10 protein-coding genes are annotated in these 13,859 nt (G+C 72.2%); 8 read left to right on the forward strand and 2 right to left on the reverse strand.

From position 1 onward, the window contains the following. Positions 1 to 86: 86 nt before the first annotated feature. Complete coding sequence (locus DTB53_RS27860) at positions 87 to 1,547, reverse strand: aminopeptidase P family protein (protein ID WP_012378670.1); 1,461 nt, start codon at positions 1,545 to 1,547, stop codon at positions 87 to 89. Positions 1,548 to 1,970: 423 nt separating this feature from the next. Here DTB53_RS27860 and DTB53_RS27865 point away from each other — a divergent pair, with 423 nt between their 5' ends. From DTB53_RS27865 to DTB53_RS27895, 7 genes are all read left to right on the forward strand, one after another. Further along, complete coding sequence (locus DTB53_RS27865) at positions 1,971 to 3,716, forward strand: ABC transporter substrate-binding protein (RefSeq protein ID WP_012378669.1); 1,746 nt, start codon at positions 1,971 to 1,973, stop codon at positions 3,714 to 3,716. 20 nt (positions 3,717 to 3,736) lie between these two features. After that, positions 3,737 to 4,708, forward strand: coding sequence for an ABC transporter permease (locus DTB53_RS27870; protein ID WP_003965657.1), 972 nt, complete (start codon positions 3,737 to 3,739; stop codon positions 4,706 to 4,708). Continuing rightward, complete coding sequence (locus DTB53_RS27875) at positions 4,705 to 5,691, forward strand: ABC transporter permease (protein WP_012378668.1); 987 nt, start codon at positions 4,705 to 4,707, stop codon at positions 5,689 to 5,691. Before DTB53_RS27870 ends, DTB53_RS27875 begins: the two co-directional genes overlap by 4 nt. A 1-nt stretch (position 5,692) precedes the next feature. Beyond that, positions 5,693 to 6,766, forward strand: a complete 1,074-nt coding sequence (locus DTB53_RS27880; RefSeq protein ID WP_012378667.1) for an ABC transporter ATP-binding protein — start codon at positions 5,693 to 5,695, stop codon at positions 6,764 to 6,766. Beyond that, complete coding sequence (locus tag DTB53_RS27885) at positions 6,763 to 7,794, forward strand: ABC transporter ATP-binding protein (protein WP_003965653.1); 1,032 nt, start codon at positions 6,763 to 6,765, stop codon at positions 7,792 to 7,794. Before DTB53_RS27880 ends, DTB53_RS27885 begins: the two co-directional genes overlap by 4 nt. A gap of 329 nt (positions 7,795 to 8,123) precedes the next feature. Then, a complete protein-coding gene (locus DTB53_RS27890) occupies positions 8,124 to 10,445 on the forward strand; it encodes a M9 family metallopeptidase (RefSeq protein ID WP_370454231.1) in 2,322 nt (773 codons plus the stop codon). 168 nt (positions 10,446 to 10,613) lie between these two features. Beyond that, on the forward strand, positions 10,614 to 11,672 hold the full coding sequence (locus DTB53_RS27895; RefSeq protein WP_003965650.1) for a vWA domain-containing protein: 1,059 nt from the start codon (positions 10,614 to 10,616) through the stop codon (positions 11,670 to 11,672). Here the strand turns inward: DTB53_RS27895 and DTB53_RS27900 are convergent, their stop codons facing one another. Continuing rightward, positions 11,673 to 12,317, reverse strand: coding sequence for a LysE family translocator (locus DTB53_RS27900; protein WP_012378665.1), 645 nt, complete (start codon positions 12,315 to 12,317; stop codon positions 11,673 to 11,675). A 194-nt stretch (positions 12,318 to 12,511) separates the two neighbouring features. On the opposite strand from DTB53_RS27900, the gene DTB53_RS27905 reads away from it, so the two are divergent. After that, positions 12,512 to 13,855, forward strand: coding sequence for an aminotransferase-like domain-containing protein (locus DTB53_RS27905; protein WP_042495902.1), 1,344 nt, complete (start codon positions 12,512 to 12,514; stop codon positions 13,853 to 13,855). The last annotated feature ends 4 nt before the right edge of the window (positions 13,856 to 13,859 follow it).

Here is a 13,859-nt window from a genome sequence, read left to right on the forward strand (position 1 = left end):
CTTCAATGATGTGGCACCGCACTATACAATGTCACGTTGCGCGGTGCCTCATCGGTCGGGGACGGTGCTCGTCGAGGGCGGCGTCGTCAGCTGTCCAGCAGGCGGGCCATCCACTCCTCGACGCCGTCGACCGTGCGGGGCAGCGCGCCGGAGAGCAGCTTCGCCCCGTCCGCGGTGATCACCAGGTCGTCCTCGATCCGCACGCCCATGCCGCGCAGCTCGGGCGGCAGTGTCTCGTCGTCCGGCTGGAGGTAGAGCCCGGGCTCGACGGTGAGGACATGGCCCTCTTCCAGGACGCCGTCGAGATAGGTCTCCGCGCGGGCCCGTGCGCAGTCGTGCACGTCGATGCCGAGCATGTGCCCGCTGCTGCACAGGGTGTAGCGGCGGTACAGGCCGCTGTCGTCGGCGAGCGCCTCCTCGGGCGGAACGGGCAGGATGCCCCAGGCGTGCAGCCCTTCGGCGATGACCCGCATCGCCTCGCGGTGGAAGTCCCGGAACCGGGCCCCGGGGCGCAGGACGCCGATGGCGGCCTCCTGGGCGGCCAGCACCAGTTCGTAGACGTCGCGTTGGGCCGGTGAGAAGCGGCCCGACAGCGGGAGGGTGCGGGTGATGTCGGCGGTGTAGAGGGTGTCGGTCTCCACCCCCGCGTCGAGCAGGAGCAGTTGGGAGGGGTCGAGCGGTCCGTCGTTGCGGATCCAGTGCAGGACGCAGGCGTGCGCGCCCGCCGCCGCGATGGTCTCGTACCCGGTGCCGTTGCCCTCGCTCCGGGCGCGCAGCTGGAACACGCCCTCGATCCACCGTTCGCCCCGGGGGTGGCGCAGGGCGTCGGGCAGGGCGCGGACGGAGTCCTCGAAGCCCGCCGCGGTGTGGTCGACGGCCAGTTGGAGCTGGCCGACCTCCCAGGCGTCCTTGCGCAGCCGGAGTTCGGCGAGCGCGGCGTCCAACTCGGCGTCCCCCGCGGGGGTGTGGGCCCCGGCGGCCAGCAGGCCGTCCACCCGGGCGTCGACGCCGGCGAGCAGCCGGGTCGGCGGCTGCGGGCCGGCGAGGAGCTTGGCCAGGTCGTCGAGGTGAACGCAGCGCAGCCCGGTCAGCGCCGCCGTCTCGTCCAGGTCGGGGCGGCGGCCGACCCAGAACTCGCCGTAGCGGCGGTCGCGGTAGAAGTCGCTGGTGTTCCGGGAGGAGCGGGGGCGGACGTGGAGCACCGCCTCGTGCCCCTCGGGTCCCGAGGGTTCGAGGACCAGGACGTGGTCGGGCTGCTCCTCCCCGGTCAGTCCGGTCAGCCAGGCGTAGGCGCTGTGCGGCCGGAAGCGGTGGTCGGTGTCGTTCGAGCGGACCTTGAGCGTCCCGGCGGGTATGGCGAGCCGCTCGCCCGGGAAGCGGGCCGACAGCCGCTCCAGGCGGTCCGGCAGCAGGGCGCGGCCGGGGACCTGGGCGCCGGCGGGCAGGGGGGACGGCGCCCAGTCGGCCGCCATGAAGGCTTCCAGGGCGGCCGGAACGGGCAGATCGTGGCTGCCGGTGTGGACCTGGGCCGGGGGCTTTGCGGTCATGGGTCTCCTTCGCGGGTGGATCGAGGGTGGGTGGAGGATGCCGTAGCGGCGGTCGGGTGAGCGCTCGTCACCGCCGGTCCCGGCGGCGCCCGCGGACCGCCGGGCGGCGCGCACCACGGGGACACGTTTCGGTAACGGGATGACGCACCGCTTGGCTGTGCAATTTCACATTACTATGTTACGGGTCACACCACACGGATGCGGGCGCATTTTCCGGCCCCCTCCGCTTCGCGTTCCGCAAGCAGTAGCCCTCCGGGCCGCTCGGCCGCCCGGACCACCGGGCCCCTCGGGGCCGCTCCTTCGCCTTTGGCCTGTTCCGTGCTCGTCCTTTGGCCGGAACCTCTTCCCCGGCCCGTTCCCGCATCCGTCCTCCCGGCCCGTTCCCACGCCCGCCGCGACCCTTCCCGTACGAGGAGTGCACCCATGTCCCGTCGCACCCGGATGCTGTCCGCATCCCTGAGCACCTCGCTCGCCCTGGCCCTGCTGGGCGCCTGCACCGCACAGGGAGGTGGCGACCGCGACCCGGACGGGCGACAGCCCGGCGTGGCGACCGGCACCGTCATCGGCGGCACCCCGAAGCGGGGCGGCACCCTGACCGTGCTGTCCAACCAGGACTTCGCCCACCTGGACCCGGCCCGCAACTGGGTCATGCCGACGATGGACTTCGGCACCCGGCTCATCTACCGCACCCTGACCACCTTCCGCGCCGAACCCGGGAAGAAGGGCAGCGAGATCGTCCCCGACCTCGCGACCGACCTCGGCAGATCCTCCGACGGCGGGCGCACCTGGACCTTCACCCTCAAGCCCGGCCTCGTCTACGAGGACGGCACCCCGATCCGGGCCCGCGACATCAAGTACAACGTCGAGCGGTCCTTCGCCCCCGACCTCGCCGGCGGGCCCGACTACGCCCAGCGCTATCTGGCCGACACCGAGGGGTACGCCGGCCCGCTGGACGGCAAGCACCTCGACTCGATCCGTACCCCCGACGACCGGACCATCGTCTTCTCGCTGCGCAGGCCCGTCGCCGAGTTCTCCTACACGGTCACGCTGCCGACCTTCTCGCCCGTGCCCGCGTCCCGCGAGAAGGGCGTCCAGTACGACCTGCGCCCGTTCTCCTCCGGCCCGTACCGCGTCGAGAGCTACGCGCGCGGCAAGAAGCTGGTGCTGGTCCGCAACACCCACTGGGACGCGGCGACCGACCCGGTGCGCAAGGCCTACCCCGACCGCATCGTCGTGATCCAGGGGCTCAAGGGCGGCCAGATCGACGACCGGATCATCGAGAGCGCGGGCGTCGACGCCTCCGCGGTCGAGTGGTCCGACCTCCAGCCCTCCAGCGTCGCCAAGGTCCTGCCGAAGCCCGGGATCCGGCAGCGGCTCTCCGCCGAACGCACCGGCTGTACGGACATGCTCGCGCTGAACACCTCCCGCGCGCCGTTCGACGACCCGAAGCTCCGCCTCGCGATGCAGTACGCCGTCGACAAGGAGGCCCAGGTGACCGCCAACGGCGGCCCGGCCCTCAACGACGTCGCCACCGCCTATCTGCCGCCGTCCCTCACGGGCGGCCGGGCCGCCGCCCCGGTCCACGACGGACCGGCCACCGGCGATGTGAAGAAGGCCGAGAAGCTCCTCGCCGAGGCGGGCAGGGCCGGCGGATTCGACACGACGATCACCGTGTCCACCGGGGACAAGACCCGCGCCGAGGCGCTCCAGCAGAGCCTGTCCCGGGTCGGCATACGGCTGCGGATCGAGACCGTCGACCCCTCCGTCTACTACGACACCATCGGGGACACCGCGGGCGCCCCCGACATGGCCATCAGCGGCTGGTGCCCGGACTACCCGTCCGCCGCCACCTTCCTGCCGTTCGTCTTCGACGGCCGCACCATCAAGCCGAAGGGCAACCAGGGCAACGTCTCCCAGTTCCGCGACAAGGCCGTCGAGCGCCGTATGGACGAGATCGCCGCGATGGCCGACGCCACCGCCGCCAACAAGGCGTGGACCGCGCTCGACCGCGAGATCCAGCGCACCTCCCCGGCCGTCCCGCTCCTGTGGGAGCGCAAGCCGCTGCTCGTCGGCGACAACATCGCCGGAGCCTTCGGACACCCCTCCTGGACCGGGCAGTTCGACTTCGCCGCGATCGGACTCAAGGACCCGTCCCGAAGCCGGGGCTGAGAGGGCGAGGACACCTTCCCATGAACACCGTCACCGCCCCGGCCACCGGACCGGGCGACGCCCCGGCCGCCGGCGGACCCGGCTCACCCGCCCCGCCCGACGCCCCCTGGCGGACCACCTGGCGCCGCCTGTGGGGCGACCGGGGCAGTCGGACCGCCCTGATCGCCGCCGTCCTGCTGATCCTGGTCGCCCTCACCGCACCCCTGCTCAGCCGGCTGGGCGGCTGGTCGCCCACCGCCTTCGACGCCGACGCCATCGACCCCTACCTCGGCGGCCTGCCCCACGGCCCCCTCGGCGGCATCAGCGCCGAACACTGGCTCGGCGTCGAACCGGTCACCGGCCGCGACCTCTTCGCCCGCGTCGTCCACGGCGCCCAGGTCTCCCTGCTGATCGCCTTCGCCGCCACCGCGATCGTCGTCGTCACCGGCACCGCCGCGGGCATCGCCGCCGGATACTTCGGCGGTCGCGTCGACACCGTACTGAGCCGGCTGATGGACCTCACCATGTCCTTCCCCTCGCTCATCTTCATGATCGCGATGATGTCCGTGGCCCAGGACGTCAACCGGGTCGTCCTGATGACCGTCGTCATCGGCGTCTTCGGCTGGCCCGGCATCGCCCGCGTGGTGCGCGCCGAGGCGCTCTCCCTGCGCCACCGCGAGTTCGTCGAGGCCGCCCGCGCCTGCGGCAGCGGACCCTGGCGCATCCTCACCCGGCAGGTGCTGCCCAACATCTCCGGACCCGTCATCGCGTACACCACGCTGCTGATCCCCGGAATGATCAGCACGGAGGCGGCGCTCAGCTTCCTCGGGGTGGGCGTGCGCCCACCCACCCCCTCCTGGGGCCAGATGATCGCCGAGGCCGTCGCCTACTACGAGACGGACCCCCTGTACTTCGTCGTCCCCAGCGTCTTCCTCTTCGTCGCCGTCCTCGCCTTCACGGTCCTCGGTGACGCGCTGCGCGACATCCTCGACCCCCAGGGAGGCCGCCCGTGATCGCCTACCTGGTCCGCAGGCTCCTCGGCGTGGCCGGCGTCCTGCTCGCCATCTGCGCCGTCACCTTCGTCATCTTCTACCTGCTCCCCGCCGACCCCGCCGCGGCGGCCTGCGGCAAGACGTGCAGCCCCGAACGGCTCGCGGAAGTACGCCGCTTCATGGGCCTCGACCAGCCGTTGTGGCGGCAGTTCGGCGACTACCTCACCGGGATCTTCGCCGGCCGCGAGCTCGGCAGCGGCCCCCACGCGATCCCGTGCGGATTCCCCTGCCTCGGCTACTCCTACGAGAACGCCCTGCCGGTGTGGGACCTGCTGATGGACCGCCTGCCCGTCTCCGTCTCCCTGGCCTTCGGCGCCGCCTGCCTGTGGCTGGTGCTCGGGCTGGGCGCCGGGGTGACCGCGGCCCTGCGCAAGGGCGGACTCCTCGACCGCACCCTGATGGTCGGCGCGGTCGCCACGGCCTCCCTGCCCGTCTACTTCACCGCCGTGATGCTCCTGTACGGCCTGGTCCGGCTCACCGGGCTGCTGCCCTACCCCGCCTACGTCCCGCTCACCGACGACCCCCTCGCCTGGGCGGCCAACCTGCTGCTGCCCTGGATCGCCCTGGCCCTGCTCTACGCCGCCATGTACGCCCGCCAGAGCCGCAGTTCGATGATCGAGACGATGGCGCAGCCGTACATCAGGACCGCCCGGGCCAAGGGCCTGCCCGCCCGGACCGTCGTGGTCAAACACGGCCTGCGGTCCGCGATGATGCCGGTCCTCACCCTCTTCGGCATGGACCTCGGCGCCCTGCTGGCCGGAGCGGTCATCACCGAGTCCATCTTCGGCATCCCCGGCGTCGGCCGGCTGTTCTTCGACGCCCTGCAACGCTCCGACCAGCCCGTGGTGCTCGGCGTCACCCTGCTCGCCGCCTTCTTCATCGTGGCGGCCAACGTCGTCATCGACCTCCTGTACGCCGTCGTCGACCCGAGGGTGAGGAACTGACGTGCCGCCCACCACCGAACCGGACCACCCCCTGCTGCGCGTCCGCGACCTGCGGGTCGCCTTCGACACCCCCGCCGGAACCGTCCAGGCCGTCGACGGGGTCTCCTTCACCGTCGAGGCCGGCCGCACGCTGGGGCTGGTCGGCGAGTCCGGCTCCGGCAAATCGGTCACCTCCCTCGCCGTGATGGGCCTGCACCGCCGGGCCCGGGTGAGCGGATCGATCACCCTCGCCGGACAGGAGATCCTCGGTCTGACCGACCGCGGCTTCGGCCGGCTCCGAGGCCGCCGGATGGCCATGGTCTTCCAGGACCCGCTGTCCGCGCTGCACCCCGCGTACACCGTCGGCGAACAGATCGCGGAGGCTCACCGCCACCACTTCGGCAGCGGCCGGCGGGCCGCCCGCAGACGGGCCGTGGAGATGCTCGGCGAGGTCGGCATCCCCGAACCGGCCCGCCGGGCGGGGGAGTACGCGCACCAGTTCTCCGGCGGCATGCGCCAGCGCGCCATGATCGCGATGGCCCTGGCCTGCGAACCCGAACTCCTCGTCGCCGACGAACCGACCACCGCGCTCGACGTCACCGTCCAGGCGCAGATCCTCGAACTCATCGCCCGGCTCCAGCGGGAACGCGGACTCGGCGTCCTGATGATCACCCACGACCTGGGCGTGGTGGCCCGCGTCGCCCACGAGGTGCTCGTCATGTACGGCGGGCGCGGCGCCGAACAGGCCCCGGTGGACGAGCTGTTCCACAGCCCCGCACACCCCTACACCCGGGGCCTGCTGGACTCCCTGCCCCGACTGGACGACCCGGACGACGCACCGCTGCGCGCGATCCCCGGCTCCCCGCCGTCACCGGCCGAGCCGCGACCCGGCTGCCCCTTCGCACCGCGCTGCCCCCGGGCGGCCGATGCCACCGCCCCCGAACGGGCCCGCTGCGCCGGGGAGAGCCCCCGTCCCGCGGCCGTCCCCGGAGGGGGCCGGCTGGTCGCCTGCCACCTGCCCCTGTCGGCCGCCCCGACCGCCCCGCACGCCGGTCCGCCCGGCGGGGCCCCCGTACCGGCCGAGGAGGCCCGATGAAACCCACGCTCTCCACGTCCCCGCTCCCGGAGGCTGCTTCCGCTGCGGGTGGCGCCGCGCCCCTGTTGTCCGTACGGGGTCTGGTGAAGACCTTCCCCGGCCGCCGCGTCCTGGGCCGCGCCGCCGCTCCGGTCCGCGCGGTGGACGGCGTCGATCTGGAGCTGGCCGAGGGGGAGACCCTGGGGCTCGTCGGGGAGTCCGGCTGCGGCAAGTCCACCACGGGCCGGATGCTGGTCCGGCTGCTGGAACCCACCGCGGGGACCGTCGCCTTCGAGGGCCGTGACATCACGCATCTGTCCCAGCGCGAGCTGCGGCCCGTCCGCCGGCGCCTGCAGATCGTCTTCCAGGACCCCCACGCCTCGCTGAACCCCCGGCAGACCGTCGCCCGCATCATCTCCGAACCCCTGCTGGTGCAGGGGGCCACGGTCCGGGCGGCCCGGGACCGGGCCGCCGAACTGCTCGACCTGGTGGGTCTGGGATCCGAGCACCTGGACCGCCACCCGTACCAGTTCTCCGGCGGCCAGGCCCAGCGCATCGGCATCGCCCGCGCCCTGGCGACCGGCCCCCGCCTGATTGTCGCCGACGAGCCGGTCTCCGCGCTCGACGTGTCCGTGCAGGCCCAGGTGGTCAACCTGATGGAGCGGCTGGGCGACGAACTGGGAGTGTCGTTCCTCTTCATCGCCCACGACCTGTCCGTGGTGAAGCGGGTGTGCGACCGGGTGGCGGTGATGTATCTGGGCCGCGTCGTCGAGACCGGGGACAAGCGCGAGCTGTACGACAGGCCGGCGCACCCCTATACCCGGGCGCTGCTCTCGGCGGTCCCGCTGCCCGACCCGGCGGCGGAGCGCCGCCGGGAGAGGATCCTCCTGCTCGGCGACCCGCCCAGCCCGGCCTCACCGCCCAGCGGCTGCGGTTTCCATCCGCGCTGCCCCAAGGCCCAGGCCGTGTGCCGCACCGAACGCCCGCTGCTCCGGGTCGTGGGCTCCGGCGCGCGTACGGCGGCCTGCCACTTCCCCGAAACGGGCTGAGGGGCCAGGTGGCCCCCGGCGGTCCGGGACCCACCCGGGCCGCCGCTCTCCCGTGCACGGCGCCCGCCGGGCCGCCCCGGCCCCCTGGTCCGCCCCGGCCCGCCGGGTGCCGTTCACCGGAAAGTCGCAGGGGATTCGGTCAGGGGCCTTCCCTGTGATGTGTGACCTGTGCCATTGTACATGTCACAGGGCGTGGGCATGTCAATTCTGGACATGGACCCCATTCCGTCCGGCCGACAGCACGGCACGACAACACCCCCTGGCCCACGCCCCGTACATCCCATCGGTCACGCATCTGCGTGCCTCCGACCCCTCATGGGAGGAAAAACGTGAGAACCACACTCGTCCGCCGAGGTGTGGGTGCCGTTCTGCCCCTGGCTCTGGCCGGGGCGATGGGCCTCGCGCTGCTCGCGCAGCCGGCCCAGGCGCAGCCGAACTCCCCTTCGGCAGCCACGGCATCGAACGCGTCCCAGCCGTCCCGCCCCGCCGGTTCGGCCGACCTCGCGCCGCAGGCGCAGCAGTCCCCCACCTCGGACCCCGGCCACCAGGCCGAGGGCCGGTCGAAGGCGTCCCAGCTCCCCCCGCTGAGCGCCGACAAGTCCCCCCTCAAGGAGGCCCACGGCGAGCACGACGCCCCGTCGGAGCAGGGCGCGGACGGGAAGTCCCGGGCGAAGGCGGCCGCCGCGTGCGACCCGGCCGACTTCACCGGACGCACCGGAAGCGAACTGGTGCGCTTCATCAGGGCGTCCACCACGGACTGCGTGAACACCCTGTTCAGCCTCACCGGAAGCAGCGCCCGACTGGCCTTCCGCGAGGCGCAGATGACCTCGGTGGCCTACGCGCTGCGCGACAACGCCGCCTACTACCCGGGCGACGGGAGCACCGGCACCCCGCAGCTCGTGCTGTACCTCCGCGCCGGGTACTACGTGCAGTGGTACAACCCGGACGTCGTCGGACCGTACGGCCCCACCCTGCGGACCGCCATCCGCTCGGGCCTCGACGCCTTCTTCGCCAGCCCCCGGTCGCGCGACGTCACCGACGACAACGGCGAGACGCTCTCCGAGGCGGTCATCCTGATCGACAGCGCCCAGGAGAACGCCCGGTACATCTCCGTCGTCAAGCGGATGCTCGCGGACTACGACTCCACCTGGAACGCCTTCTCGCGGATGCTCGCCGCGGTCAACAACGTGTACACGGTGACCTTCCGGGGGCACCAGGTGCCCGCGTTCGTCAGCGCGGTCGAGGCGGACCCGAGCCTCATCGACGCGCTGCACCGCTTCGCCGCCGACCACCTCTCCCTGCTGGAGGGCGACCAGTCGTACCTGACCTCCAACGCCGGACGCGAGCTGGGCCGCTTCCTCCAGCACGCCGGCCTGCGGAGCAAGGTCCGCCCGCTGGCCACCGCCCTGCTCCGGGATACCTCCCTCACCGGCCCCACCGCCCCGCTCTGGGTGGGCATAGCGGAGATGGCCGACTACTACGACAAGGCGAACTGCGCCGCGTACGGCGTCTGCGACCTCCAGGAGCGCCTCAAGCGCGAGGTCCTGCCGGTCCGTCACACCTGTAGCCCCAGCATCCGCATCCTGGCCCAGCAGATGACGTCCGCCGAGCTGAACGCCAGCTGCACCAGCCTCATCGAGCAGGACGCCTACTTCCACCGGATCGCCAAGGACAGCGGCCCGGTCGCCGACGACAACAACACCACCATCGAGGTGATCGCCTACGACTCCAGCACCGACTACCAGACCTACGCCGGCGCGATGTACGGGATCGACACCAACAACGGCGGCATGTACCTGGAGGGCGACCCCTCCGCCGCGGGCAACCAGCCCCGCTTCATCGCCTACGAGGCCGAGTGGCTGCGCCCGGACTTCCACATCTGGAACCTCAACCACGAGTACACCCACTACCTCGACGGCCGCTTCACCATGTACGGCGACTTCGCCGCCAACATGACCACCCCCACCATCTGGTGGGTGGAGGGCTTCGCCGAGTACATCTCCTACCACTACCGCCAGGAGCCCTACACCGCGGCGATGACCGAGGCGGGCAAGGGGACCTACGCGCTGAGCACGCTGTTCAGCACCGACTACAGCCACGACACCACGCGGGTGTACCGGTGGGGCTACCTCGCCGTGCGGTACATGCTGGAGAAGCACCCCGCCGACATGGACAAGGTGCTCGCCCACTACCGCGCCGGCCAGTGGAGCGCCGCCCGCACCTACCTCACCACCACCGTCGGCACCCGCTACGACAGCGACTGGAGGACCTGGCTGGCCGGGTGCGCCGCCGGTGACTGCGGCGGCGGCGACGGCGCCGTCACCGAGTGCGCCGACTCCGACCCCCGGGTGCTCGGCCAGAACTGCCGGCGCAGCAACCTCTCCGCCACCACCGGCAACTACTCCTACCACTACCTGTACGTGCCGGCCGGCACCAAGCAGCTGAAGATCACGGTCAGCGGCGGCACCGGCGACGCCGACCTCTACTACAGCGGCTCCGGGTGGGCCACCACCGGCTCCTCCACCCAGCGCGCCACCGGCGCGGGCAACTCCCACACGCTGACGATCAGCAACCCGCGCTCGGGAGCCAACTACATCAGCCTCCACGCGGTGGCCTCCTTCGGCGGAGCCACCGTCACGACCGCCTACTGACCGAGGAATCCACGCCCCCGGCCGGGGTCCGCGCCACGGGTGCGGGCCCCGGTCCGGCCGTGGGCCGGGACGCCGGCGGGCGACCGGGCTCCGCTGTCAGTGCCTCCCCATACAGTCGAAGCATCACTCGGGGGAGCACCGGGGAGCACCGGACGAAGGAGTAGGACCATGTCCGCCAACAGGATCCAGCACAAGGTGAATCACGTCGCTCTGGTCGTGGACGCCTCGGGCTCCATGTACCAGCACCAGGGTCAGCTCATCCGCGTCGTGGACGAGTTCGTGGCGGGGCTCAAGGCCGAGTCGGACAGCCTCGGCCACGAGACGCGGATCAGCCTCTACTCCTTCGACCACCGGGTGGAGAACCTGGTCTGGGACATGGACGTGAAGCACCTCCCGTCCATGCGGGGGCTGTACAAGGTCAACAACGGCGCCACTGCCCTCATCGAGGCCTCCCTGAAGTCCCTGGACGACCTGGGGCACATCTGGGAGGAGTACGGCGAGCACAGCTTCCTCCAGATCGTGGTGACGGACGGCGAGGAGAACGCCTCCGGCGGCGACCGCCGGCACGACGGCGACATGACCATCCTCGGCCCCTGGCTCGACCGCATCACCGCGAAGATGAACGGCCTGCCGGGACACTGGACCTCCGCGATCCTCGTGCCGAACTCCCTGGCCAAGCGCACCGCCCAGAACTACGGCTTCCCGGCCGGCAACATCGCCATCTGGGACGCGGACTCCCAGAAGGGCGTCGAGGACGCGATCGGCACGGTGCGGGCCGCCGCCACCAGCTTCCTGCGCGGTCGCGAGCAGGGCGTGCGCGGTACGAAGAACCTGTTCGCCGTCGGCCAGGACATATCCGTCGACGACGTGCGGGCCACCCTCGAACCGGTCGCGGCCGACAAGTACCGGCTGCTGAAGGTCGACAAGGAGACGGAGATCCGCGCCTTCGTCGACTCGCACCCGGGAGTCACCTACGAACGCGGCTCCTGCTACTACCAGTTGGGCACCCGGGTGCAGGTGCAGCCCGACAAGGAGGTCATCGTGGTCGAGAAGGACACCGACCGCGCCTACACGGGCGAGGCGGCGCGCAACCTCCTGTTCGGCGCCGGAGTCCGGGGGACCGTCTCGGTGAAGGCCGGCAACAACCCCAAGTTGGAGGTCTATGTGCAGAGCCGCTCGGTGAACAGGAAGCTCAAGGCCGACACGCGGCTGCTCATCATGCTCTGATCACGCTCGGGCCGGGGCCGAGGTGTCCGTCGCCACCGACACGGCGAGCAGGCCCAGCGCCGTGCCCATCAGGTAGCGCTGGACGCGGAGCCAGGAGGGGCGGCGGGCGAGGAAGGCGGCGATGGCTCCCGCGGCCAGGACGATGCCCAGATTGACGGTGAGGGCCACCACGATCTGGACGGAGCCCAGCAGGAAGCCCTGGAGCAGGACGTTTCCCGCCTCCAGGCTGATGAACTGCGGGATGAGGGAGAGATACATGATGGCGATCTTCGGGTTGAGCAGATTGGTCATCAGGCCCATCGTGAACAGCCTGCGCGAGGAGTCGTGCGGCAGCTCCTCGGGGGCGAAGACGGAAACGCCCCCGGGCCTCAGGGCGTTCCAGGCCAGATAGGCGAGGTAGGCCGCGCCCGCCAGCTTCACGGCCACGTACAGCTCGGGCACCGCGAGGAAGACCACCGACAGGCCGAGATTGGTGGCGAGCAGATAGACCAGGAAGCCCACGGCCACACCGCCCAGGGAGACCACTCCCGCGCGTCGCCCCTGGGTGATGCTCCGGGAGACCAGATAGATCATGTTGGGGCCCGGGGTGAGCACCATGCCCAGGGCGACCATCGCGACCCCGAGCACTCCGCTCAGCTCAACCATGCCCGTAAGCCGTTCTGTTCATGGGGCCGGTGGGTCCGGCGCCCTGTGCACCGGCCCCCCGCGACCGGTGCAATCGGAGTCTAGGTTCACCGTTCTTCTCGGTTCAATAGCCGACATTGCACTCGGTGCAATGCTGTGTTTGGATGCCGCTCGCCAGGGATTCGACGCCGAACGCTCACAGGGAGGCGAAGCCCGTGAAGGACTTCCGGTCCGTCGCCGACGCGGTGGCGGAGGAGATCGCGGCGGGGCGGCTGAAGGCCGGGGAGCGACTCCCTCCGCAGCGGGAGTTCGCCCGGCTCCACGCCATCGCCGACTCCACCGCCTCCCGCGTCTACCAGGAGCTGGCCCGCCGGGGCCTCACCGTCGGCCAGGTCGGGCGCGGCACCTTCGTCACGGAGGCGCCCGGCGCGCCCGCGCCGGCCCCGGCCCTCTCCGAGCCCGCCGACAGCCGGGTCGACCTGGAGCTCAACCACCCGGTCGTCCCCGAACAGGCCGGGCTGCTCGCCGCCGGCCTGGAGAAGCTGGTGCGCTCCGACCGGCTGGAGTCGGTCCTCCGCCCGGTCGGGCCGGCCGGCACCCCCGCCGCCCGCGAGGCCGCCGCCGATCTCCTCGCGCGCGGAGGCTGGCGGCCCGGCCCGGAAGGGATCCTGTTCGCCGGCAACGGACGGCAGGCCGTCTCCGCCGCCGTCGCCGCGCTGACCCGGCCGGGCGCGAGGCTGGGCGTCGAGGAGCTCACCTATCCGGTGCTCAAGGCCGTCGCCGCCCGGCTCGGCGTCACCCTCGTGCCCCTGGCCATGGACGGGGACGGGCTGATCCCGGAGGCGGTCGAGGAGGCGCACCGCGCGGATCCGCTGCACGCCGTCTACGTACAGCCGGTCCTCCACAATCCGCTGTCCCTCACCATGCCCGAGCGGCGGCTCGACCAGTTGGCCGACGTGCTGCTGACCTCGGGGATCCACGCGATCGAGGACGCCGTCTGGGGATTCCTCCGGGACGACGTGGCGCCCCTCGCCTCGCGGGCCGCCGAGCGGACCGTCGTCGTCGACAGCCTCTCCAAGCGCCTCTCCCCGGGGCTGTCCCTCGGATTCGCCGTGGCCCCCGCCGCGACGGCGGGCCGGGTCGCGGGGGCCCTGCGCTCCGGCGGCTGGGGGCCCATGCGCTTCCCGCTGGAAGCGATGGCGCGGTGGCAGGGGGACGGCGCGGTCGACGTCCTCGTACGGGCGAAGCAGCGGGAGGCGGCGGTGCGGCAGGAGATCGCCCAGCGGCACCTCGGGGACTTCCGCACACGCGGCGCCCCCTCCTCGTACTACCGCTGGTGGGAGCTGCCCGCCCCCTGGCGCGCCGACACCTTCGTCGCCGCCGCCGCGCGGCACGGCATCGCGGTGACCCCGGCCGCGGCGTTCTCCGCGGGCCGCCCCCGGGGCCCGCAGGCGGTCCGCCTCGGCCTGGCCTCACCCACCCGGGAGGTACTCTCCCGGGCCCTCGCGACCCTCGCCGACCTCGCGCGCTCGGCACCGGACGACTTCGCGGGGGAGTGAGGGC

This window comes from Streptomyces griseus (assembly GCF_900460065.1).
GTDB classification, from domain to species: domain Bacteria; phylum Actinomycetota; class Actinomycetes; order Streptomycetales; family Streptomycetaceae; genus Streptomyces; species Streptomyces griseus.

Bases quoted from the DNA above. Each gene is read 5' to 3' on its own strand.
- DTB53_RS27860 (WP_012378670.1), bottom strand. From the start codon at position 1,547: ATGACCGCAAAGCCCCCGGCCCAGGTCCACACCGGCAGCCACGATCTG.
- DTB53_RS27865 (WP_012378669.1), top strand. From the start codon at position 1,971: ATGTCCCGTCGCACCCGGATGCTGTCCGCATCCCTGAGCACCTCGCTC.
- DTB53_RS27870 (WP_003965657.1), top strand. From the start codon at position 3,737: ATGAACACCGTCACCGCCCCGGCCACCGGACCGGGCGACGCCCCGGCC.
- DTB53_RS27885 (WP_003965653.1), top strand. From the start codon at position 6,763: ATGAAACCCACGCTCTCCACGTCCCCGCTCCCGGAGGCTGCTTCCGCT.
- DTB53_RS27895 (WP_003965650.1), top strand. From the start codon at position 10,614: ATGTCCGCCAACAGGATCCAGCACAAGGTGAATCACGTCGCTCTGGTC.
- DTB53_RS27900 (WP_012378665.1), bottom strand. From the start codon at position 12,317: ATGGTTGAGCTGAGCGGAGTGCTCGGGGTCGCGATGGTCGCCCTGGGC.